Origin of the sequence: Thermocatellispora tengchongensis (assembly GCF_014202315.1) — a bacterium.
Taxonomy (GTDB): Bacteria; Actinomycetota; Actinomycetes; order Streptosporangiales; family Streptosporangiaceae; genus Thermocatellispora; species Thermocatellispora tengchongensis.
This window is the reverse complement of sequence record NZ_JACHGN010000011.1, coordinates 323,254-345,865: the sequence shown is the minus strand read 5'-3', so window position 1 is coordinate 345,865 and position 22,612 is coordinate 323,254. Positions and strand designations below refer to the sequence as shown.

General features: G+C 69.4%; 18 protein-coding genes. 12 read left to right on the top strand and 6 right to left on the bottom strand.

The genetic code is table 11. The annotated features are described in order from the left end of the window. Positions 1–24: 24 nt before the first annotated feature. The 5 genes from HNP84_RS26410 (at position 25) to HNP84_RS26390 (ending at position 5,909) form a co-directional block, all read left to right on the top strand. On the top strand, positions 25–1,269 hold the full coding sequence (locus HNP84_RS26410; RefSeq protein ID WP_185052586.1) for a sugar ABC transporter substrate-binding protein: 1,245 nt from the start codon (positions 25–27) through the stop codon (positions 1,267–1,269). Positions 1,270–1,273: 4 nt separating this feature from the next. Beyond that, on the top strand, positions 1,274–2,266 hold the full coding sequence (locus HNP84_RS26405; protein ID WP_185052585.1) for a carbohydrate ABC transporter permease: 993 nt from the start codon (positions 1,274–1,276) through the stop codon (positions 2,264–2,266). Beyond that, positions 2,263–3,147, top strand: coding sequence for a carbohydrate ABC transporter permease (locus HNP84_RS26400; protein ID WP_185052584.1), 885 nt, complete (start codon positions 2,263–2,265; stop codon positions 3,145–3,147). The genes HNP84_RS26405 and HNP84_RS26400 overlap by 4 nt, the downstream gene beginning before the upstream one ends. An 82-nt stretch (positions 3,148–3,229) precedes the next feature. Further along, on the top strand, positions 3,230–4,432 hold the full coding sequence (locus tag HNP84_RS26395; RefSeq protein ID WP_185052583.1) for a glycoside hydrolase family 1 protein: 1,203 nt from the start codon (positions 3,230–3,232) through the stop codon (positions 4,430–4,432). A gap of 40 nt (positions 4,433–4,472) precedes the next feature. Next, positions 4,473–5,909, top strand: a complete 1,437-nt coding sequence (locus HNP84_RS26390) for a glucoamylase family protein (RefSeq protein WP_185052582.1) — start codon at positions 4,473–4,475, stop codon at positions 5,907–5,909. A 61-nt stretch (positions 5,910–5,970) separates the two neighbouring features. Here the strand turns inward: HNP84_RS26390 and HNP84_RS26385 are convergent, their stop codons facing one another. Beyond that, positions 5,971–6,234, bottom strand: a complete 264-nt coding sequence (locus HNP84_RS26385; protein WP_345600089.1) for a hypothetical protein — start codon at positions 6,232–6,234, stop codon at positions 5,971–5,973. 266 nt (positions 6,235–6,500) lie between these two features. Here HNP84_RS26385 and HNP84_RS26380 point away from each other — a divergent pair, with 266 nt between their 5' ends. From HNP84_RS26380 to HNP84_RS26355, 6 genes are all read left to right on the top strand, one after another. Further along, complete coding sequence (locus HNP84_RS26380; RefSeq protein WP_221336763.1) at positions 6,501–7,274, top strand: hypothetical protein; 774 nt, start codon at positions 6,501–6,503, stop codon at positions 7,272–7,274. Positions 7,275–7,649: 375 nt separating this feature from the next. Next, a complete protein-coding gene (locus tag HNP84_RS26375) occupies positions 7,650–8,894 on the top strand; it encodes an MFS transporter (RefSeq protein ID WP_185052580.1) in 1,245 nt (414 codons plus the stop codon). A gap of 88 nt (positions 8,895–8,982) precedes the next feature. After that, complete coding sequence (locus HNP84_RS26370) at positions 8,983–9,666, top strand: M15 family metallopeptidase (RefSeq protein WP_185052579.1); 684 nt, start codon at positions 8,983–8,985, stop codon at positions 9,664–9,666. Positions 9,667–9,811: 145 nt separating this feature from the next. Beyond that, positions 9,812–12,877, top strand: coding sequence for an AfsR/SARP family transcriptional regulator (locus HNP84_RS26365; RefSeq protein WP_185052578.1), 3,066 nt, complete (start codon positions 9,812–9,814; stop codon positions 12,875–12,877). A gap of 133 nt (positions 12,878–13,010) precedes the next feature. Next, positions 13,011–14,468 carry a CHAP domain-containing protein gene (locus HNP84_RS26360; RefSeq protein ID WP_185052577.1) on the top strand — a complete coding sequence of 486 codons (1,458 nt, stop codon included), beginning with the start codon at positions 13,011–13,013 and terminating at the stop codon, positions 14,466–14,468. A 20-nt stretch (positions 14,469–14,488) separates the two neighbouring features. Next, entirely contained in the window at positions 14,489–16,600 is a 2,112-nt protein-coding gene (locus HNP84_RS26355; RefSeq protein ID WP_185052576.1) for a N,N-dimethylformamidase beta subunit family domain-containing protein, read from the top strand. Positions 16,601–17,068: 468 nt separating this feature from the next. Here the strand turns inward: HNP84_RS26355 and HNP84_RS26350 are convergent, their stop codons facing one another. From HNP84_RS26350 to HNP84_RS26340, 3 genes are all read right to left on the bottom strand, one after another. Continuing rightward, complete coding sequence (locus HNP84_RS26350; protein WP_185052575.1) at positions 17,069–17,308, bottom strand: hypothetical protein; 240 nt, start codon at positions 17,306–17,308, stop codon at positions 17,069–17,071. A gap of 89 nt (positions 17,309–17,397) precedes the next feature. Then, a complete protein-coding gene (locus tag HNP84_RS26345) occupies positions 17,398–18,051 on the bottom strand; it encodes a response regulator transcription factor (protein ID WP_185052574.1) in 654 nt (217 codons plus the stop codon). 8 nt (positions 18,052–18,059) lie between these two features. Beyond that, the gene (locus HNP84_RS26340) at positions 18,060–19,277 is read right to left on the bottom strand and encodes a sensor histidine kinase (RefSeq protein WP_185052573.1); all 1,218 of its coding nucleotides are present in this window, start codon (positions 19,275–19,277) and stop codon (positions 18,060–18,062) included. 160 nt (positions 19,278–19,437) lie between these two features. Between HNP84_RS26340 and HNP84_RS26335 the strand changes: the two genes are divergently transcribed. Next, a complete protein-coding gene (locus tag HNP84_RS26335) occupies positions 19,438–20,580 on the top strand; it encodes a serine hydrolase domain-containing protein (RefSeq protein ID WP_185052572.1) in 1,143 nt (380 codons plus the stop codon). Between the two features lie 146 nt (positions 20,581–20,726). Here the strand turns inward: HNP84_RS26335 and HNP84_RS26330 are convergent, their stop codons facing one another. Both HNP84_RS26330 and HNP84_RS26325 read right to left on the bottom strand, forming a co-directional pair. Further along, a complete protein-coding gene (locus HNP84_RS26330) occupies positions 20,727–21,365 on the bottom strand; it encodes a response regulator transcription factor (RefSeq protein ID WP_185052571.1) in 639 nt (212 codons plus the stop codon). Next, positions 21,353–22,558: a sensor histidine kinase gene (locus HNP84_RS26325; protein ID WP_185052570.1), complete on the bottom strand. Its 1,206-nt coding sequence runs from the start codon at positions 22,556–22,558 to the stop codon at positions 21,353–21,355. Before HNP84_RS26325 ends, HNP84_RS26330 begins: the two co-directional genes overlap by 13 nt. Positions 22,559–22,612: the final 54 nt, after the last annotated feature.

Genomic DNA, 22,612 nt, shown 5'->3' with positions numbered 1-22,612 from the left:
GCCCCGCTCGATGAGGAGTCGTCCATGTTCCACGCCGCCAGACCCGCTTCGATCGCCGTCGCCCTGGCGTCCGCGCTCGTCCTCACCGCGTGCGGTGGCTCCGGCGGTGAGGGCACGGCCGCCGACGCGCGGCAGACCCTCACGGTCTGGGCCATGGGGACGGAGGGCGAGAAGCTCGCGGACGTCGCCAAGACGTACGAGAAGGGCCACCCCAACGTCACCGTCGATGTGACCCCGATCGGCTGGGACGTGGCACACCAGAAGCTCGTCGCCGCGGCCGCCGCGGGCAGGCTCCCCGACGTGATGCAGATGGGCTCGACCTACCTGGGCGAGTTCGCCGACATGGGCGCTCTGGAGCCGGTGGACACCCAGACGTTCAAGCAGGGCGACTTCTTCCCCGCCGCCTGGAACCAGGGCACCTACGACGGCAAGCCCTACGGCGTCCCCTGGTACGTCGACACCCGCGTCCTGTTCTACCGCACCGACCTGGCGAAGAAGGCCGGCCTCAAGGGCGCCCCGGCCACCATGGCGGACCTCCAGCGGGCGGCTGCGGCGTACCAGGACAAGGCCGGCACCAAGTGGGGACTGTCCATCCAGCCCAGCGGCCTGGACGCCGTGCAGAGCTTCTACCCGTTCCTGTACTCGGCCGGCGGCGCGGTCCTCGACGACACCGGCAGGCCCGTCGTCAACAGCCCCGACGCCGTGAAGGCCCTGGAGAACTACGGCGGCTATTACGACAAGGGGCTCAGCGACAAGACGTTCCGGCCGGGCTACGACGTCACCAAGGACTTCAACAGCGGAGCCGTGCCGATGTTCTTCGGCGGCCCGTGGATGGTGGGCCTGCTGAACGACAACTACCCCGAGCTCAAGGGCAAGTGGGCCGTGGCCGCCGTACCGGCGGACAAGGCGTCGGTGTCGATGGCCGGCGGGTCCAGCCTCACGATCTCCGCGGACAGCCCGCGCAAGGCCGCCGCGAAGGACTTCATCGCCTACCTCACCGACGCCAAGGGCCAGGCCGACTGGTACCAGCGCACCAACGACCTGCCCGCCAACACCAAGGCATGGGAGTCGGGGGAGCTCGCCACCGACGAGACCCTGAAGGTGTTCCGCACGCAGATGGAGACCGCCAGGTCGCTGCCCGCCCACCCGAAACTCACCGAGATCACCTCCAAGGTCGATGAGGCCATCGGGGAGGTCAGCCAGGGCAGGTCTTCCGCGAAGGAGGCGCTGGACAAGGCGCAGTCCGCCATCGCGAACCTGGTGAGGTAGCCCGATGTCCCTCGTGACCGGACTGAGCGGCGGCGGCGCGGCCGCGCCGAAGACCCGGCGGTCCGGCGGCGCGAGACCACCGGCCGCGACGGCCCGGCGGCGGGGCGGGCGCCGCCCGCCGGGCCGGCGCAACCTGCAAGGCTGGCTGTTCTCCACCCCGTTCCTGGTGCTGTTCGGCGTCTTCATGCTGTTCCCGATCGTGGCGACGCTCTGGATGAGCTTCACCGACTTCGGGGTACGCAACGTCAGGCGGCCCCTGGAGGCGGAGTTCGTCGGCCTGGGCAACTACGCGAAGCTGCTCGGCGACGAGACCTTCCGCACGGCCCTGTTCAACACCGCCTACTTCGTCGTCGTCGGCGTGCCGCTGACCATCGTGCTCGGCCTGCTGGTGGCGCTGCTGCTGAACAACGGCATCGACCGGGCCCGCACCTTCTTCCGGGTCGGCTTCTACGCCCCGGTCGTCACCTCCATCGTCGCGGTCGCCGTCGTCTGGCGCTTCGTGCTCGACCCGTCGGACGGCCTGGTCGCCGGGCTCGCCGCCGAACTCGGCATGAAGGCGCCGGACTTCCTCGGCTCCGAGACGTGGGCCATGCCGTCGCTGATTCTCATGGCGGTCTGGCGCAACCTGGGCACCGTCATGGTGCTGTTCATCGCCGGCCTGCAGGCGATCCCCACCGAGGTGCGGGAGGCCGCGCGGCTCGACGGCGCCGGCGCCTGGCACGAGCTGCGGCGCGTCACCGTGCCGCTGCTGCGGCCGACCATGCTCTACGCGACCGTCATCACCACCATCGGCTACCTCAACGTCTTCGAGGAGCCGTTCGTGATGACCCAGGGCGGGCCCTCCAACGCCACCTTGACGGTGTCGCTGGACATGTACCGGGAGGGCTTCAACTTCTTCCACATGGGCTATGCGAGCGCCATGGCGTACGTCCTGTTCGTTGTGATCATGGGCATCACGGTGCTCCAGCTCCGACTGCTGAAGGACAACACCCGATGAGCGTCCCCACGGCATCGATCAGAACCGCCTCCACCCCGGGTGGCCGGCGTCGCGAGGGCCGCGTCCGCCGGCCGGTGCTGTACGCACTCGCCTCGCTGGGCCTGCTGGTGATGGCGGCGCCGTTCCTGTGGATGGCGTTGTCCGCCTTCAAGACCAGGCAGGACCTGACGGCCGGCCCGCCCGTGTGGATCCCGTCGCGGTGGACGCTGGACAACTTCGGCGAGCTGCTCGACCAGCTCGACATGCCGCGCTACTTCATGAACTCGCTGGTCGTGGCGGTCCTCGTGACCGCCTGCAACCTGCTGTTCTGCTCGATGCTCGGCTACGCCCTCGCCAAGCTCGACTTCGCGGGCCGCTCCCAGGTCTTCGGCATCGTGCTCGCCGCGCTGATGGTCCCCGGCAACCTGCTGATCCTGCCGCTGTACGTGCTGATGAGCAGGCTGGGCCTCATCGACACCTACGCCGGGCTCGTCCTGCCCTTCGCCGCGGGCGCCTTCGGGGTCTTCCTGATGCGGCAGTTCATGAAGTCGGTGCCGGACGAGCTGCTGGAGGCGGCCAGGATCGACGGCGCCGGCGAGTGGTTCATCTTCTGGCGCATCGTGCTGCCCCTGGTCAAACCCGCCCTGGCCACGCTGACGATCTTCACGTTCCTCGGCTCGTGGAACAACTTCGTCTGGCCGCTGGTCGCCACCAACGACCCCGGCAAGTACACGCTGCCGGTGGCGCTCGCGACCTTCGCCAACGACCCCAACCGCACGATCGCCGGCGGCAACGGGATGCTCATGGCCGGTTCCCTGCTGGTGGTGCTGCCCGTCCTGGTCGTCTTCGTCATCCTGCAACGCCACTTCACTCAGGGCATCGCGACCGCCGGCCTGAAGTGACCCCCGCAGCCCTCGCGCGGACGGCCCCACCGGCCTCCGCCAGCGCTGCCCACCGGCCCCGACAGAGAGACAGAAACGAACGATGACCGATACCTCCCTTCGCTTTCCCGACGGCTTCCTGTGGGGCGCCTCCACCGCCGCCCACCAGATCGAGGGGAACAACGTCAACAGCGACTGGTGGCGCAAGGAACACGACCGGGCGGCCGGCATCGCGGAACCGAGCCTGGACGCCTGCGACAGCTACCACCGCTGGGAGCAGGACATGGACCTGCTCGCCCGCCTCGGCTTCACCGACTACCGCTTCAGCGTCGAGTGGGCCCGTATCGAACCGGTCCCCGGAGCCTTCTCCCGGGCCGAGCTCGCGCACTACCGCCGCATGGTCGAAGGCGCCCTGGCCCGAGGGCTGCGCCCCATGGTGACCCTCCACCACTTCACCGTGCCGCAGTGGTTCGAGGACCTCGGCGGCTGGACCGCCGACGGCGCCGTGGAGCTGTTCGCCCGGTACGTCGAGAACTGCGCGCCGATCATCGCCGACGGCGTCCGCCACGTGTGCACCATCAACGAACCCAACATGATCGCGGTGATGGCGGGCGCCGCGAAGGCGGGCGGTCAGGGCTTCCCGCCGGCGGGCCTGCCCACCCCCGACGAGGAGACCACCCATGCGGTCATCGCCGCGCACCACGCCGCGACCAAGGCGGTCCGGGCCGTCAACCCGGACATCCAGGTCGGCTGGACCATCGCCAACCAGGTCTACCAGGCGCTGCCCGGAGCCGAGGAGGTCACCGCCGCCTATCGCCGCCCGCGCGAGGACGTCTTCATCGAGGCGGCCCGCGGCGACGATTTCGTCGGCGTCCAGTCCTACACCCGTACCAAGGTCGGACCCGACGGCCCCGTTCCCGCGCCCGAGGACGCCGAGCGCACGCTGACCCAGTGGGAGTACTACCCGGCCGCCGTGGGCCACGCCCTGCGCCACACCGCCGACGTCATCGGCCGCGACATGCCGCTGATCGTCACCGAGAACGGCATCGCCACCGGCGACGACACCCGCCGCATCGACTACTACACCGGCGCCCTCGCATCGGTCGCGGCGGCCATCGAGGACGGCCTCAACGTCCAGGGCTACCTGGCCTGGAGCGCCCTGGACAACTACGAGTGGGGCTCCTACACGCCCACCTTCGGCCTCATCGCCGTCGATCCGGTCACCTTCGAGCGCACCCCCAAGCCGTCCGCCGTGTGGCTCGGCAGCCTCGGCCGTACCCGCCGGCTGCCGCGCATCGCCACCTGACGACCCCACCTCCCGCCCACCCGGAGAAGAGTTGATCCCCATGAACCGTCGCCGGTTCCTCACGGCCGCCACCACGGCAGCGGCAGCCGCGGCCGTCTGCGCCACCGGCCCCGCCGCCCTCGCCGCCCGAACCCCCACCGCCTCCCGAGCCCGCACCGCCTCGGACCTCGCCCTGCCACGCACCTGGTTCGAAGCGACCTACCGGTCGATGACGGCCATGACCACGGACTTCGGCCTGACCGCCGACAAGATCGACGTCAGCCGCCCAGGCACCCCCGTCCCCTCGGCACAGACCTCGCCGACCAACATCGGCTGCGGAATGTGGTCCACGGTGGCCGCGGCCGGCCTCGGCGTCATCTCCCCGTCGCTCATGCACGACCGTCTCGCCCGTACGGTCGCGGCCGTGGAGAGGCTGGAACGCGCCCACGGCTTCTGGTTCAACTGGTACAACGCCCACGACGGGTCGGTCCTCACGACGTGGCCGGAGAGCGGCGCCCCTGTCCGCCCGTTCCTGTCCACCGTCGACAACGCCTGGCTGGTCACCGGCCTGAAGATCGCAGCCGACGCCGCCCCCGCACTGCGCCCCCGCATCGCCCGGCTCCTCGACGGAGCCGACTGGTCGTACTTCTACACCCCCTACGACCCGGCCGACCCGGTCGCGGGGCCTGGCCAGTTGCGCGGCGGCTACTGGCCCGACAAGCCCGGCAAGGGCGAACCCACCGGCTTCCACTACGGAGCCCTGAACACCGAACCCCGCATGGCCGGCTACCTCGGCATAGCCGACGGCTCCCTGCCCACCGACCACTACTGGCACCTCTACCGCACCCTGCTGCCCGGCATGGGCCAGGAACAGCAGCCGGCGGGCACGTACGTCACCGTGGACGGCGTACGCGTCTGGCAGGGCCACTACACCCACCGCGGGCGCAAGCTCATCCCCACCTGGGGCGGATCGATGTTCGAAGCCCTGATGGTCCCCCTGTTCGTACCCGAGACGGAGTGGTCACCGCACTCCTGGGGCACCACCCACCGGCGCTACGTGCGCAGCCAGATCGAACACGGCCTGATCGAGGAGCAGTACGGATACTGGGGCTTCTCTCCCGCGAACATTCCAGAAGGCGGATACCGCGAATACGGCGTCGACGCGATCGGCATGCAGGAGGACGGCTACCACAGCCTGGGAGTGGTCACCCCCCACGCCTCCTTCCTGGCCCTGCCCCAGGCCCCCGGCGAGGCCGTCGCCAACCTCAAGGCGCTCGCGCGCGACCTCGGCGCGTACGACGACCGATACGGCTTCCGTGACTCCGTCAACGTCACGACGGGCCGCGTCAGCGACTTCGTCCTCGCACTGGACCAGGGCATGATCGCCGCCGCCCTGGCCCAGCACCTGCGCCCGGGACTGCTGCAACGCCCCTTCCGCACCGGCGGCTTCCGATCACGGGTGAAGCCCCTGCTGGCCAAGGAGCGCTTCTCCATCTGAGCCGGCCTTCCGCCACACGCACGAGCCGTGCCTACGACACGCCTCCACGATGTCGGGCCGGTCAGAGGCCGATGTTCAGGCTGTGCGCCGGTCGTGCCAGCAGCTCCACCAGTTCCGTCACGTCGTCGAGGTCGTCGAGGCCCAGCACCAGGCTCTCGATGCGCCGCCAGGTCGTGGGCGGGGTCACGTCCGCCGTCAGCGTGCGGGACTTGGTGACGATGTCGGCGTCGCTCAGTGGGTTGGTCGGGCCGCCTCGGGGGCCGGCCACCTCGATGGTGTGCCGGCGCCCGGAGCGGGTGGTGATGGTGACGCGGGCGCGGGTCAGGTTCTCGCGGGTGGCGTTGCGGGCGAAGGATGCCGGGGCGCTCAGCGAGTCCTTTTTCGACGGGTGATGCCGCGACCGCAGGGCGGCCTTGGCTCGGGGACGGCGACTCTGGCCGGTCCCGGTGCGAAAGCACCGCAGATAGCGTCGCGCTTGCCGTTCGGTGCCGGCGTATCCGAGCGTGGTGATCCTGTTGGGGCGACAGACCGACGAAAGGGCTCGTCCCTACACTCGCTCCTCGAAATTCGGCTACGGATTCCGAGGAAACGATGACATCCATTTCAAGGTATGCAGGTGCGCTGGCGCTCGTGGCCCTGGCGGCGGGTGCTGCCATTTCCACGCCGTCCTGGGCGGCCGTGCCTTCCTCCGCGATGGCGACCCAGAACGAGGATCGGACGTACTTCCTGAAGCCGGGGCAGCGGCTTGAGCCCGGCGAATCCGTACGCTCAGGAAACGGCAAGTACCGGCTCATCATGCAAACCGACGGCAATCTGGTGCTTTACCAGACCGGCGGCGGGGCGCTGTGGAGCAGTCAGACCCTGGGCGGCGGGGCGTTCGCCGCGATGCAGGACGACGGCAATCTCGTGCTCTACAAGGGCAGGACGCCACTGTGGGCGTCCAACACCGACGTCCCTGGCGCCTATCTCGCCGTACAGGACGACGGCAACCTGGTGATTTATAAGGGCGGCAAGGTGCTGTGGCACCGGGGTGCCCGCATCGGCACGCTGGAGCCCGGGCAACGGCTCAAGACGCACGAGTACGTTCGCTCGGCGAACGGCGACTATCAGCTCGTCATGCAAGACGACGGCAACCTGGTCCTGTACCGCGCCGGAAAAGCGTTGTGGGCGAGTTGGACGAAGGCTCCCGGCGCGTACGCGATGATGCAGGAGGACGGCAATTTCGTCATCTTCAATGGCAAGACACCGGTCTGGAACACCAAGACGCACAAGCATCCTGGCGCCCGGCTTGAGGTGCAGAATGACGGAAATGTCGTGATCTACCACGGTCGTACACCGCTGTGGTGGAGCAAAGAACGTGCATAAGGGACAGGTGCCAACGCCCGCGTGACCTGTGGCCTCGCTCTGCACCGGGGCGAGGCCTTTCCGGGTTCCTGGGACTACACGGGACAGCCCAAACCTGGTCACTGATCGCCGTACCCGGTCGTCGTGCGCGGGCGGGGCGGCGACAGACAGAGGACAGGGACGCGACATGGCCATCGGGGAGACTGCTGAACCGCCGATGAGGACTTCCCAAGGAAAGAAACGGATGACGAAGAACAAGAAGGGCGTAGATGCGACCGGCTGAATGTCACCCGGTCGGTGAGGGCTTCGATCGCACCGACGCCCGCCGCACCATGGCGGCTTCCCCCTGCACGCCGGGTCAGGGACGGCGCGACGGTGGCGTTCCCGGGACGTGAGATGGAGGCGGCCACCTCGGAGAGGAAGGCGACGTTCGCCGCGGTTCTGGCGGTCGCCGAGTTCAGGGCGTTGTGGCTGGCGGAACTGTTCTCCCAACTCGGTGACCAGGCTGCCAGAGTGGCGCTCGCGGTCCTGGTCTATCAGCGGACCGACTCGGCGGCGCTGACGGGCCTGACGTATGCGCTGACCTTTCTACCGTCGATGGTCGGCGGGCTCACGTTGAGCTGGATCGGCGACCGATACCCGCGCCGTGAAGTGATCTTCGTCGTGGATCTTCTGCGTGCGGCGCTGGTCGCGCTGATGGCACTGCCGGGTATGCCCCTACCGGTGCTGTGCGTCCTGCTGGCCGTCATGACCGCACTCGGCGGCCCGTTCAAGGCCGCCCAACTGGCCTTGCTCGCCGACGTCCTCAAGGGTGACCAGTACGTGCTCGGCCTGTCGATCCGGCAGATCACCATCCAGTCCGCCCAGATCGCCGGGTTCCTCGGTGGGGGCTTGCTGGCGCAAGGGTTCAGCCCCGCCACGGGTTTGGTCATCGATGCCGTGACGTTCGTGATGTCCGCCCTGCTCGTCAGGCTCGGCTTACGCCACAGGGCGCCGACGGCCCGCGATTCGGGACGGCGCGGGGCGCTGGGGGGAGGGCTTGGGCTGCTCACGGTGTGGCGAGATCCGCGGTTGCGGTCCCTGGCGGCACTGAGCTGGCTGGCGGGCTTCTACATCGTGCCCGAAGGGCTGGCGGCCCCCTATGCGGCCTCTCTGAACGAGAGCTCGGCCGTCGCCGTCGGGGTGATTCTGGCGGCGGATCCGGTCGGATGCGTGATCGGCGCCTTCATCTTCGGCCGGTTCGTGCCGGAATCGGTTTGGACCAGAACGGTGGCAACGCTGGCCCTGCTGTCCGGCGTGCCCTTGATGGTGTGCGCGCTCCGTCCTGACCTGGCCATGTCCGCGATCTTGTTCGCGCTCGCCGGTGCCTGTGCGATCTGTTACCAGATGCAGGTGGGCGCACTGTTCGTGGAGATCCTCCCTGATCATTGCCGTGCTCAGGGAATGGGGGTGATGTCCTCAGGACTCCTGACCGTACAGGGACTCGGCATCCTGGCCGGCGGGGTCGTGGCCACGTGGACGGGACCGGCAACGGCCGTCGCGCTGGCCGGATTCGCCGGAGTGGTGTTCGGCGCCTACCCGGCCTGGCAATGGACGGCGGCTCGGCGAAGAACAGACCTGACGGCTCTCGGTTCCAGATAGCGCACCCACATGGCCTCGCCCGTCAGGACTGCCTACAGAGGAACTGCAGCGGTACTACAGCGCCCCCGGTCAGCCTGTTCGTGTGTGGATGGATCTGCCCCACGGGGAGGACTTGTCGTCCGGCATCGTGCTGCTCGACGACGAACGGATCGCCGCGGTGCCCGTCAAGGACTGTGGTGAGTCGCTGGTCGACCTGCGCGCCGTTGGCCGGCTCGACGTGGACGATCGGCAGGCCGATGCCGACGGCGCGTTCGCTCGGGTGCGGACGGGCACCCTGGAACGGCTGTTGGCCGCACAGCGTGCCCTGCCCTCCGGATACCGGCTCGTGGTTGTGGAGGGCTATCGCCCTCCCGCGTTGCAACGGCAATATTTCGAGGAGCATGTCGCATTTCTCCGCGACCGGTATCCGACGTGGTCGGCGGGGGAGGTGCGCAGCCAGGCGGCCCAGTACATATCTGCGCCCATGCTGGCCCCGCACACGACCGGAGGTGCGGTCGATGTGACGCTGCGCGCCCCGGATGGGGGATTGTGCTGGATGGGTACCGAGGTGAATGCTTCACCGCAGGAAAGTGACTGCGCCTGCTACACCAGCGCGGACAATATCGGTCATGAGAGCCGGGCCCACCGGCTGATGCTGGGATCCGCCCTGGTCGCGGCGGGCTTTGTTAACTATCCCGGGAAGTGGTGGCATTGGTCGTTCGGTGACCGATATTGGGCCTTTATGGCCGATAAGCCGTTCGCTCTGTACGGGCCGGTAGCGTCGATGTCTTGATAATTCGGATAGCTTCCTGGAAACTGGTCTTCCGCACCAACCTTTCAATGGTGTCGCTGTGGGGAGATCGGTGGAGTTTCGGTTACTTGGCGCGCCTGAGGTATGGCACGACGGTCGACAACTCGCGTTGACAGCCGGCAAACCCATGGCGCTGCTCGCCGCCGGCCTGCTGCGGGCCAACCGGGTTGTGTCCACGTCGGATCTGGTCGACGCCGTCTGGGGGGACGCCCCGCCGCCGACGGCGTCGGCGCTGCTGCAGACCTATGTCTCCAACCTCCGCCGGGCTCTGCACGCCGTCGATCGGCAACTGATCATCACTCGCCCGCCCGGATACCTGTTCCGCGTCGAGCGCGAGGACATCGATGCCGCCCGTTTCGAATCGTTCGCCGCCCAGGGACGTGCGGCGGCTGCGGCGGGACGGCCCGAGGAGGCCGCCGAGGCGCTGCGGACCGGGCTGGCACTGTGGCGGGGACCCGCGCTCGACGGTTTGAACACTCCGATGCTCCGACAGGCCGCCAACGGCCTTGAGGAGCTCCGGCTCGACGTCCTGGAAGAGCGAATCGGCTGCGAGCTGCGACTCAACAGGATCGGGCCGCTCGCCGCCGAGCTGGCCGCGCTCGTGGCGGAGCACCCCTTGCGGGAAACGCTTCGCGCACAGCAGATGCTGGCCCTGTTCAGGTTGGGCCGGCAAGCCGACGCGCTGGACGCGTTCCACCAAGCGCGCAGCGTGCTCCAATCGGAGCTCGGCGTCGAACCCGGGGCGGAGCTGCGCCGCGTGCACCAGGCGATCCTGACCGCCGACCCGTCCCTCGGACCGCCGGTCCCTGTCCACGCCGTCACCCGCATCGATCCACAAAGAGAGCCGGGTCCCGAACACGACACAGCGTCGGACAGCGGACCGGCAGTGGCGATCGACGACAACGGCGGCAGGCGGATCGATCCGGCGGACCGGCTGCCTCGCCAACTGCCGCCGCAGCTCGGCGAGTTGATCGGACGCGACAGGGAGATGGCGGACCTGCGGCAGACGCTGCTGACCGCCGCGAGCGCCGACCATCCCGTTTGCTGTGTCATCACCGGAAAGGCGGGCAGCGGCAAGACGGCCCTGGCGAACGCCGTCGCGCACGAGGTCCGCGACGTGTTCCGGGACGGGCAGCTCTACGCGGTCTTCCGCGGGGGCGGAACAGGGACCAACGAGACCCACGAGATCCTCGGCGCGTTCCTGCGCGCGCTCGGGGAGCCCGCATCGCGGCTGCCCGAGTCGCTTGAGGAACGCAGCAGCCTGTTCCGCAGCCGGATCGCCGGACGGCGGATCCTCATCGTGCTGGACAACGCCGGGCCGGAGGCCCAGGTCCGGCCGCTGCTGCCGGCGCACGGTGGTGGCGCGGCGCTGCTCAGCAGCCGCGCCGCACTGGTCGGCCTGGAGTCCCAGAGCAACCTCGCACTGGACGTGCTGGAGCCGGACGACGCGCTGCGGCTGCTGAGCCAGTTGGTGGCTCCCGAGCGGGTGTCGGCCGAGCCCGCGGCAGCCGAGGAGATCGTGCGCTTGTGCGGCGGGCTCCCCCTGGCCGTACGGACGGTCGGGGCCCGGCTGGCAGCGCGGCAGCGGTGGCCGCTCAACGTGCTCGCCAGTCGATTACGCGACGAGCACCGGCGCCTCGACGAACTCGTGGCGGGCGATCTGGAGGTGCGGGCCACCCTGCAACTGAGCTACTCCAGCCTGCCAGATCCCATCCGGCTGGCCTTCCGCAGACTCGGCCTGATCAGTCCGGCGCAGTTCTCGCCATGGCTGCTCGCACCCCTTCTCGACGTCACCCCGGCCAAGGCCGAATACTTCGCCGAGCGGCTGACCGACGCGCAGCTTGTGGACGCCGCCGGCGTCGGCCTTGACGGCCAGTTACGGTACGGCATGCACGACCTCATCCGGCTCTTCGCCCGCGAACGCGCCGACGCGGAGGAGCCGATCGCCGATCAATGCGAGGCGATCGAAAGGTTGGGGGGTCTCCTCCTGACGCTCATCGGCGGCCTCCGAATCGGCACCCAGCCACCTGCCGGTACCGATCCGGTTCGGACCGACCGGCCCGCCGGCATCGCCTCCGGCGACGAACCGCCGGACGACGTTCATACCTGGCTGGACCAGGAACAGTGGACGCTGGTCCACACGGTCGAGCAGGCCGCTCGGCTCGGCCGGCATCGGCTCGCACGTCGGCTCTGCGAGGCGCTTCTCCCCTGGTTCCGGCTGCGCAACAGCTTCGAGCCGTGGCTGCGCACCCACAGCGCGGCTCTTGAGGCCGTCAGGGCGGCCAAAGACCGGCCGAGTGAGGCGATCCTGCTGCGCGGCCTCGGGCAGCTCTACTACGAGCAGGACCTTTTGGACGAAGCGGCCGAGTACTACCGTGGCGCGCTGACGGTGTTCCGCGACCTGGGTGATCGGCGCGGAGAGGCCGGCTGCCTGCTCGGCGAGGCTTCCACCCACCGCGAGCAGGGACGGTTCACGCGGGCGCTGGAGTTCCTCGAGGGGGCCCGTGCGATCTACTCCCAGATGGACGACATGGCCGGCCTGGCCGAGTGCTCGTACGGCTTCGGCCATGTCAACCGCGAGGTCGGCAACCTCGCCGGCGCGGCGGCCGCCCTGGAACAGGCATTGGCCGCGTACCGCCAGGTCGGCGACCGGCGCGGAGAAGGCATGACCCTGCGGTCGATGGCGATGGTGCACCGGGCGGATGGCGCGCTCGCCAAGTCCGAACAGCTCGCTGAAGAGGCGATCTCGGTGCTCCGCGAGATCGGCGACCGGCTGCTCGTCGCCTACGCGATGCAGTGCCTGGCGAAGGTGAAGATCAGGCAGGGGTGCGGCGAGCATGCCGCGAGTCTGCTGAAGGAAGCGCTGCAGGTCTGCACAGACCTCTGTGACGGTTTCGGCGTTGCGCTGGTGACGCGCACGCTCGGCGAGCTGCATCTGGCCGCCGGCGAGCTGGACGAGGCGGCGGCGCACCTGACCGCCGCCCGTGACCGGTGGAGCGCCATGCGCCTCGATCTGTTCCGCGCGCGCACCGACCGAGACCTGGCGGAGGTGCATCGGCGGCGTGGCGATCTCGCCGCAGCCGAAGAACTGCGCGGGCTGGCGCTCGCGACCTTCCGACGGTACGGCAGCCGCGAACAGTCGGAACTCGCGAACCTCCTGGAAGCGGGGCGGGAGCCGACCGGCAGCGAGTAGTGCCCTCGGCTGCTGTAGCCGGCTGGTGCAGGGTCACTGCAGAGGGCTGGAGAGCCGGTACAGAGCTTCTAGATGGACGGATCCCACTCTGGATCTGCGACGCCGGCAAGCGTCGCGGACAAAGGGAGGGCACATGTCCATGGTTCTTTTCGCACGGCAGCGTGCGGGCCGACTGTTAGCGCGGATCGCGGCGGTCGCTTTGGGCGCCGGGTTGGTACTGAACGTCTTCGTGGCGGCGTCCCACGCGCATTCCGGCGCGTCGTCGAGCGTGGCTATGGCCGCCTCACGGGACAACATCGTCGCCGTCGCGACCGCGGAGATCGGCAAGTCCGAAGCGAACGGCGGATGCCTCAAGTACGGCTCCTGCCGCACGCTCGAATGGTGCGCCATGTTCACCAACTGGGTGTGGCGCACCGCGGGCGTATCACCTGCCCCTTCCACCTTGGTGGCCAGGGCCGTTGGAGCCTGGGGCGTCTCCAACGGCCTGTTCAAGGCTCGGCCCAGCGGCACCCGCGGCGGTGACCCGCAGCCTGGCGACATCGTCGTATACGGCACACCCGCCGGCGCCACGGGCGGACATGTCGCGATCGTGGCTCAGGTGCTCGCCGACGGTCGCCTGGTCACGATCGACGGCAACTCCACGGGCGAGGCGGTCGTCCGCAACACCATCGACCCGCTGACCGCCCGCGCGGGCGGCAGCAACCTCCTCATCTCCGGTTACGTCAACCCGCCCAACCTCACCACCACGCCACCTGCTCCTCGCGACCGTTCGGTGAGTGATCTGACGGGTGATGGGTTCGCGGATGTGCTGGCGTATCGGGCGAATGGGGAGTTGTTGCAGTACGACAACAACATGCTCATCAACGAGGGGGGCCGGCCTTATACCGGGGGGCGGTTGATCGGTGAGGGGTGGAGTGCCTTCAAGCATGTGCTGGCGGCGGATGTGACCGGTGATGGGTTCGCCGAGGCGATCGCGGTCAATCCGGAGGGCACGATGTACCAGTACGACAACAACATCCTGGTCAATCCTGATGCGAAGCCGTATACGGCTCAGCGGGAGATCGGTCGTGGCTGGCAGGGGTTCAAGAAGCTGATGGCGGCGGATGTGAGCGGTGACGGGTCCGCGGACATTCTGGGCATCAGCGCTGAGAACGAGTTGTGGTATTACCCGAACAATCGCGGCAGTAATCCGGGTGGTGTTCCGTTCACCGGTGGGGTCAAGATCGGTGAGGGGTGGGATCGGTTCGACAAGGTGCTGCTGGGTGATGTGACCGGCGATCGGTATGCGGATGTGCTGGGTGTGGAGCCCGATGGGCGCATGTTCCTGTTCCCCAATTACATCGGGGTGTCCCCGGCTCGTCCGTTCGGTGAGAACAAGGTCATCGGCGAGGGTTGGCAGGGCTTTCAGACGCTGATCGCGGCGGATGTGAGCGGTGACGGTTCGGCCGATGTGCTGGGCGTGGACGGTGAGGGGCAGATGCGCTACTACCCCAACAACAGCGGCAGCAATCCGGGCGGCTTGCCGTTCACCGGTGGCCAGGTGATCGGCACCGGCTGGCAGGGCCTCACCATCGCCTCCTCCAGCTCCTGAACCACGGAAGGAACGACACCATGTCTCAGGTGATCAGGCGTCGCCGCCTGCTGCAAGGCGCCGCCGCACTGGTCGGCGCGGCCGCGGTGCACGCCGCGCTGCCCCAGGCGGCGCGTGCGGCGAGTTCCGACCCGCGGCAGCGATTCATCCAGCTGACGGCGAGCGGCGCGGGAGCCGTCTACGGGATCGAGGCCGACGGTACGCTGCTGTGGTTCCGGCACACCGGCTGGGAGACCGGGCGGCCGGAGTGGTCGCCCGGAGTGGGCCGCGCGATCGGCACCGGGTTTCACGAGTTCGAAACGGTGCTCGCCGGCGATGACGGGCAGCTCTTCGGTGTCTGCGGGGACGGCAGGATCCGCTGGTACCGGTATGTCGTCACCGATCCGGCCACGGGTGACGGGCGCTGGGCGAACGGCGGCGGCCCGGTCATCGGCACCGGGTTCGACCGCTTTCCGGAGATCTTCGGTGGCCGCGGTGGCGTCCTCTACGCGCGGGACACCAACGGCGCGCTGTGGTGGTACCAGTACCTCGCCGGGGACGGCACGGCGGGTCCCGGGGCCTGGGCGAACGGTGGCACGGGCGTTCGGATCGGCGACGGCTTCAAGCCGTACATGCGTCTGCTGGCCGGTCCGAGCGGGGTCATCCTCGGACTCCGCAACGGTGGAAACCTGCACTGGTGGCGCTACCGCGCCGACACCGGCCGATGGGAGGGCGGCGGCAACGCCGTCGACATCGGCGGCGGATGGGGAGAGGGCGGCCAGAAGCACGTGTTCGCCGGCGACGGCGGCGTGATCTACGCCGTTGCCACCGACGAGGGCGCGGTGCCGGGAGATGACGACACGCTGGTGTGGTACCGCCTGACCAACGCCACAACGGTCGCCGCCGACGGCCGCGCCATCTGGGCGAACGGCGGCAGCCGCACGGTCGTGGGGAAGGGGTTCTCGATCGAGCGCACCGGCGCGCTGCAAGGCTACCCGATCACGTCGGCTATCAGGCAGGGAACGCGGGCAGGGTTCGCGATCTCGGCGACCACCGCTTCGGTGACCGCCGCCGTCGTCCGCCACACCGGCGAGGGTGCGCCCGCCGTGGTGCGCGCGGCGGCGCCGGTGGCCGGCGGCTTGCAGATGCTGCCCGAGGGCTACCGCCGTGACGGCTGCGGGTGGGCCGAACGGTTCGGCTTCACCGTGCCCGCGGACTGGCAGTCCGGGGTGTACTCCGTCCGGCTCTCCACAACTGAGGGCTTACGCCGCCACGTGCCCTTCGTGGTGCGGCCGGCTCGCCCCCAGGCCGCCATCGCCGTCCTTTTGCCGACGAACACCTACAACGCCTACAACCACTGGGGCGGCCACAACCAGTACACGGTGGGCGAGGCCGGGCGCCGCCGTACCGTCACCTTCCACCGTCCCACCACCAGCATGGAGGTCGAGGACGACGGGCGGATCAGCCACACGCTGTACAGCGATCTGCTCCTGCTGCGATGGATGACCGGGGCGGGCATCGCGTACGACTGCTACACCGACCAGGACCTGCACGCCGATCCCGGATGGCTCGGCCAGTACCGGGCCCTGGTGCTCGGCAGCCACCCTGAGTACTGGTCCCAGCGCATGCGCCAGACCGTGGTCTCCTACCTGGATGGCGGCGGCCGCGTCGTCTATACCGGCGGGAACGGCCTGTACGAGCGCATGGACTACACCTCGGACGGGACCGCCGCCCTGCACCGCACCGCGAACGGAGACAGGGACGTCTTCGGCGCGATCGGCCTGTCCGAGGCGCAAATCCTCGGCGTCGAGCTCGGCCCCGCCTACATGGACTTCCATCCTTACCGGGTGGTTTCCGCACACCCGCTGCTGGAGGGAACCGGCCTGCGCCCAGGCGACACCTTCGGCGGGAGGGCCTTCAACGGCGCGGCGAGCGGCTGGGAGGTCGACATCATCCCCCGCAGCGGCACACCAGGGGCCCAGATCATCGCCCAGGGCGACAATCCGGCGGGCGGGGCGGCCATGCTGTATCTGCCCAAGGCCAATGGGGGCTGGGTGTTCAGCGCCGGTTCGATCTCCTTCAACGGCGCATTGCCGTACGACGCCGCGATCGGCCGGATCATGCGGAACGTCCTCGCCCGCGCCGCCGGATGAGCACGAGATCCCCGCGTCGCCGGATCCGCTACTGACACCTCCGGCGGCGCAGAGCTCCACCTGCATCACCGGCAGCCGGGCCGTTGCTGAGATGGCCTGAAGGAGGTCGCCGAGATCCCGTCCGATCCTGGATCGGACGGGATCTCGCCGTTTCCGTGCCGCCGGGTACGGGTGCGCGGGCGCGAGGCGGCAACAGCCCGCGAAGACAGCAACGGAACTCCCGCCAGAACGGCGTCGCTCGGGATCACCTTTCAGCGGGAGTTCCGTTGGATGTGCTGTCGGTCATGTGCCGAACCTACTGGTCCCTACTGCGACGCATTCGCCTCCCCTTCCATCATCGACATGGAACCATCGTGTCCCGGACGGCTGTCGCGAGCCTTACACCGATCTGTCATGGCCTGTGGCCCACTCCGTCACCCGTCCACGGGAGTGGTGTACGAGTTCGATCCGGTCACAGGCGTGGCAGGTTCAGTGCCCGCCCCCGGAGGAGCCCAGATCCACCAGAATCTCATCGGGGCCCAGCCGGAGTCCGCGCAGCATCGCCGCGAGTACCGACCAAGTACAACTGCTGGTGGGGTCTACCTCAGCCGGGTACTCGTCCGCGAATGCCTCGGCATAAAGTCGGCGTTGCAGCTCGCCCGCGGCGTATGAGGTGTGGAAACGGTCCGCGCGTTCGGTGGTGAAATCGAACGGGTCGGTGGTCGTCATGTGCCCCTCCTGACAGCCCTCGCGGTATTTCGTAGGACAAGCCGCCGGGCCGCTGGGAGAGCAGTCCGCGCCGTGGTAGCGGGTGGGGCTCAGCCGTTCGCCTGGTCGAGGTGGCGGAGGACGGCGAGGACCCGCCGGTGCGCGTCCTGGGACATGGGCAGGCCCAGTTTGGTGAAGATGCCGCTGATGTGCTTCTCCACCGCACGGTCGCCGATGTGAAGGCTCCGTGCGATGGCGGTGTTGGAGCGGCCCTCTGCCATGAGCGCCAGCACCTCCCTCTCGCGTGCGGTGAGGGCGTCGATCGGGTCGGTGCGGCGGCCGGCCCGCATGAGCTGAGTCACCACCTCCGGATCGAGGGCGGTGCCGCCCGCGGAGATCCTCTCCAGAGCGTCGAGGAAGTCCTCCACGGCCGACACGCGGTCCTTGAGAAGGTAGCCCACCCCGCCGGAGCGGCCGGCGAGGAGTTCGGCGGCGTAACGCGTCTCGATGTACTGGGAGAACAGCAGGATGCCCACGTCCGGATGGTCGCGGCGCAGCGCGATCGCCGCGCGCAGCCCTTCGTCCGTGTGGTGCGGAGGCATCCGGACGTCGATGATGGCGACCTCGGGCCGGTGGGAGGCCACCGCGGCGCGCAGCGACTCCCCGTCGCCTGTCTCGGCGACCACCGTGTGCCCGTGATGGTGCAGGAGCCTGGCCATGCCCTCGCGGATGACCACCGAATCCTCCGCGATCACGATGCGCATATATGGCCTCACAGCCGGATCGGCAACTCGACGACGACCAGGGTAGGTCCCCCAGGCGGGCTGCTGATCGTCAGCCTCCCGTCCACGGCCCGCACCCGGTCGCCGAGCCCCGCGAGGCCCCCGGTCGCGCCGGCCACGGCGCCTCCGGCGCCGTTGTCCTGCACGCGCAGGCGCAGCAGGTCGCCGTCCTGGGTCACTTCGAGCCAGGCCTGTTCGGCGCGACTGTGCTTGAGCACGTTCGCCAGCAGCTCGGCGGCGCAGAAGTAAACGATCGACTCGATCGCCTTGGCTGGCCGCCGCGGCAGGGCGACGCGCAGGGTGACCGGGACGGCGCTGTGGGAGGCGAGGGTGGCGAGCGCGGTGTCCAGCCCTCGGTCCAGCGCCGCCGGGTGGATGCCCCTGGCCAGGTCGCGCAGCTCGGTCACGGCCGCGGTGGCGTTTCGGTGCGCGAGATCGATGACCTCTCCCGCCTTCTCCGGATCGCCGTCCTTGAGGATCTTCTTGGCGGTCACCAGGTCCATGGTGACCGCCACCATCCTGGCCTGCGCGCCGTCGTGCAGATCCCGCTCGATACGGCGCAGCATCGCCGCCGAGTCGTCCACGACCTGGCTGCGGGTGGATTCGAGGTGGCGAAGGCGCTCGGAGTACCGGGTCGGGCCGAGCAGCTTCCTGGCCAGCAGCCGGTCCAGCGCGAGCGCGCCGTGCACCGCCCGCGGCGCGAACAGCAGCAGCACCGCGCCCACCGCGGCCGCCAGGAGCGAACGCGGCCAGTCATCCAGCGGAGCGCCGCCCCACTGCTGGGTCAGGCCGGCGAGCCGCCAGATCGGGTAGGTGAGCTCGGCCAGGCCACCGGCCCAGAAAACCGTTACGGCTCCCAGGCCGGCGAAGGCCGTCACTGGCTTGAGCAGCGCGTGCAGCGCGGCCCGCCAGCCGGCCGGATCGGCGAGCCGGGCCCGGATCCTGCCCAGAAGGTCCGGCGGTGCGGCCGGCCGTACCGGGGCGGCCACCGTGACGCCGAGCCCGGCGGCGGCGCGCCGCCGTTCCAGCGCTCCCAACCAGGTGGCCACGTGGAGCCCGCCCACGAGCACCGGCAGGCCGACCACGGTGATCGCCAGCACGAGCCCCGCGCCCAGCAGGACGGCCACGCAGGCGAAGCCGGCCACCGCGACCGGAAGGCCGGTGACCGCGTACCGGAGCTCCGACCAGGTTCTGGGGGAGGAGTACACCCGTCCAGGTTTCCCGAACGTGTCACCGCCTGTCCATCGTGCAGGCCGAACCATCGCGGTGCGGGGGGCACGCGGCGGGAGACGGGAGCGTGCCCGATCGCCCGGCACCCCGCCCGTGCCTACGGTTGGCGGCACGCAATCCCTCCGGAAGGACTCTTTCATGCCGTCATCGTTCGTCACGGGCCTCACCGTCGCGTTCTTCGCGGCGACATCCTTCTCCGCGCCCGGCTACGACCAGGCCCGGCTCCAGCGAGACGTGAACGCCGTGCGCGACATCGGCGTCGCCGGCGTCCTCGCCGAGGCGCACCTCGACGGGCGACGGTTCAAAGCCCGCAGTGGCGTCGGGGACCTCCGCACGAGGCGTCCCGTCCCGATGAACGCCCGGATCCGCATCGCCAGCGTCACCAAGCCCTTCGTGGCCACGGTGATGCTTCAACTCGTGGGCGAGGGCAGGCTCGCCCTCGACGACACGGTGGACAAGTGGCTGCCCGGCCTGGTCGCGGGCAACGGCAACGACGGGCGGAAGGTCAGCGTGCGGCACCTGCTCCAGATGACCAGCGGGCTGCCGAGCCCCACCGACGAGGACTACGCCGGAGGCGCTTCCGAGCGGGGCTACCTGCGCCACCGCTTCCGCACCTACAGCCCTGAGCAGGTCGTCGCCCTCGCCATGCGCAACCGGCCGCTGTTCTCCCCCGGAGAGGACTGGAACTACTCCAACATCAATTACGTGCTGGCCGGCATGATCATTCAAAGGGTCACCGGGCGGAGTTGGCAGCGGGAGGTCACCGAGCGGATCATCGTCCCGCTTCGGCTCGCCGACACCACGACGCCCACCGAGAACCCGTTCATAGCCGGTCCCCACGCCCGCGGCTACCGGCAGTTCACGCCAGGCGGGCCAATGGTCGACACGACCGTGCTCAACCCCACCGTGGACGGCGCGGCGAGCGGCATGGTCAGCAGCACCTCGGACGTCAACCGCTTCTTCACCGCCCTGGTCACGGGCAGGCTGCTCCCTCCCGCCCAGCTCACGGAGATGCGCCGCACCGTTCCGGTCAGCGCCGGATACCGCAAGCTCCTGCCCGGCATGAGGTACGGCCTGGGCCTGATGTGGTTCCCGCTGACGTGCGGCGGCGGATACTGGACGCACTGGGGTGACGCGCTCGGCTACTCCACGCGCGGTGGCGTCACCCCGGACGGCCGGCGCAGTGTGGTGGTGTCCGCCAGCAGCAACGGCGATCACCTCCAGGCCCGCGACCACAAGGCCCTGCACCCGCTCGTGGACCACGCGCTGTGCGCCCGGTGAACCGCGTTCTCCGCCCGGTGGTCTGGCTCGGGACCCGCCCCCTGTTCTGCGCGACATACGTCGCATCGGACAGAAGAGCGGGTCAGGACGACGGTGGGCGGGACGCTTCACTCCAGGCATGGTTCCGGCGGATGCCGCAGGGTGCGTCATCCCTCCAGATAGCGCAAGACCGCGGTGACCCTGCGGCTCACGCGGTCGGTCGGGGCCAGGTCGAGCTTGCCGAAGATGCTGCTGATGTGTTTGTGCACGGCACCTTCCGTGATCTGCAGGCGCTCCGCGATCACGACGTTGCCGAGCCCCTCGGCCATCAGCGCGAGCACCTCCCGCTCCCTGGGGGTGAGGCGGTCCAAGGGCCCACGGCGGCGGATGAACAGCTGGGCGATGACTTCGGGGTCGATGGCCACGCCGCCGGAAGCCACTCTCTTCAGCGCGTCGAGGAACTCCTTGAACTGTCCCACGCGCTCCTTCAGCAGGTAGCCCACGCTACGGGCGCCGTCGGCCAGCAGTTCGGTGGCGAACGCCTGCTCGACATAGGCCGACAGCACGAGCACGCCCATGCCGGGGTGTGACCTTCTGGCCTCTACAGCGGCTTTGATGCCTTCGTCGGTATGGGTGGGCGGCATGCGGACGTCCACCACCGCCACGTCGGGAGAGTGCCGGGCGACCGCGGCGAGGAACTCCTGCGGATTCGAGACGGCCGCGACCACCTCGAAGCCTTCGCCGCCGAGCAGCATGACCAGACCTTCGCGCAGGAGGGCGTCGTCCTCAGCGATCACGATGCGCACGGCAGTTCCAATTTCATCCTCGTCGGCCCGCCTCGGGGACTGGTCAGGGTGAGCGAGCCGTCGTGTGCTTCCACACGTCGACGGATGCCCGCCAGGCCCGACCCGTCGCGTTCCCAGGCGCCTCCGACTCCGTCGTCCTCCACCTCGATCTGGAGAACCTCGCCGTGTCTGGCCACCTCGGCCCTGAGGCGTGTGGCGCCGCTGTGTTTGGCGGCGTTGGTCAACGCCTCCGCGACCGTGAAGTAGGCGGTCGCCTCCACGGACAAGGGCAGGTGCCCGAGTTGTCCTACGCTCAGGTCGCAAGGGATGGGGGAGCCGGTGGCGAGCGCGCTGAGCGCGCCGGCGAGGCCCTTGTTCTCCAGGATCGGCGGCAGAATGCTGCGTACCACGCCGCGCAGTTCGGCCAGCGCCTGCTCGGCGGCGATCTGGACGCGGTCGAGCGCGGGACCGATGGTCGCCGGGTCACGTTCCAGTGCTCGTTTCGCGGCCGTGGCCATGACGACGACGGCCAGGAGCCGGTTCTGCGCGCCATCGTGGAGTGCGCGCTCGATACGCCGCAACTCGGCCGCATGCGCGGCGAGCGCGCCGGCCCGGGTGGCGGTCAGCCGGGCGACCCGCTCGGAGAGGTCGACGGACGGGTGCGGGGTGAGCAGCCGCCGACCGGGCAAGGACTGAAGGCGTGCGATCGGGCGGCTGCACATCATGCTGATGGCCAGCCAGACGAAGCCCGACAGGCTGACTGCCATGACGCCGGGCCAGGTGTGCACGGGGATGCCGAGAGAGGAGCCGGTCTCGCCGTCGGGCAGGAGGTGCCACCACAGGGGAAACGAGGCGTCGCGCAGCCCCATGACGGGCAGCGCGATCCCCAGCAGACCGAGCAGAAGACCGAAGGAGCCGTGAACGGCGAGCCAGATCAGGTCGCGCAGGGTGGCCGGGTCGGTGCGCCAGCCCTTGGCAGGTCTCGCGGCCGGATAGGGGCTGACCACGTGTTCGCCCCAGCGGCCCAGCCTGACCCGTTCCCGCTCGGCCACGGACCGGGTCACCGACAGCATCGGCTGCACCATCGGCAGTCCGATCCCGATGAGGCACGCGGCTCCGACGACCACCCAGCCGGTCAATGTCGCAAAGGCCAGCAGGGCCGTGCCCAGTCCTCCCGCGAGGCGGTCCAGAGCCTCGAAGGCGTCACGTGTCACAGCAAGACACTCTAGGTGAGCGTCATGACGGCGACACTCCAGCCAGCTCTACCA

Bases quoted from the DNA above. Each gene is read 5' to 3' on its own strand.
- HNP84_RS26395 (WP_185052583.1), top strand. From the start codon at position 3,230: ATGACCGATACCTCCCTTCGCTTTCCCGACGGCTTCCTGTGGGGCGCC.
- HNP84_RS26405 (WP_185052585.1), top strand. From the start codon at position 1,274: ATGTCCCTCGTGACCGGACTGAGCGGCGGCGGCGCGGCCGCGCCGAAG.
- HNP84_RS26335 (WP_185052572.1), top strand. From the start codon at position 19,438: ATGCCGTCATCGTTCGTCACGGGCCTCACCGTCGCGTTCTTCGCGGCG.
- HNP84_RS26370 (WP_185052579.1), top strand. From the start codon at position 8,983: ATGGATCTGCCCCACGGGGAGGACTTGTCGTCCGGCATCGTGCTGCTC.
- HNP84_RS26380 (WP_221336763.1), top strand. From the start codon at position 6,501: ATGACATCCATTTCAAGGTATGCAGGTGCGCTGGCGCTCGTGGCCCTG.
- HNP84_RS26355 (WP_185052576.1), top strand. From the start codon at position 14,489: ATGTCTCAGGTGATCAGGCGTCGCCGCCTGCTGCAAGGCGCCGCCGCA.
- HNP84_RS26410 (WP_185052586.1), top strand. From the start codon at position 25: ATGTTCCACGCCGCCAGACCCGCTTCGATCGCCGTCGCCCTGGCGTCC.
- HNP84_RS26375 (WP_185052580.1), top strand. From the start codon at position 7,650: ATGGAGGCGGCCACCTCGGAGAGGAAGGCGACGTTCGCCGCGGTTCTG.
- HNP84_RS26345 (WP_185052574.1), bottom strand. From the start codon at position 18,051: ATGCGCATCGTGATCGCGGAGGATTCGGTGGTCATCCGCGAGGGCATG.
- HNP84_RS26390 (WP_185052582.1), top strand. From the start codon at position 4,473: ATGAACCGTCGCCGGTTCCTCACGGCCGCCACCACGGCAGCGGCAGCC.
- HNP84_RS26350 (WP_185052575.1), bottom strand. From the start codon at position 17,308: ATGACGACCACCGACCCGTTCGATTTCACCACCGAACGCGCGGACCGT.
- HNP84_RS26400 (WP_185052584.1), top strand. From the start codon at position 2,263: ATGAGCGTCCCCACGGCATCGATCAGAACCGCCTCCACCCCGGGTGGC.
- HNP84_RS26360 (WP_185052577.1), top strand. From the start codon at position 13,011: ATGTCCATGGTTCTTTTCGCACGGCAGCGTGCGGGCCGACTGTTAGCG.
- HNP84_RS26365 (WP_185052578.1), top strand. From the start codon at position 9,812: ATGGCGCTGCTCGCCGCCGGCCTGCTGCGGGCCAACCGGGTTGTGTCC.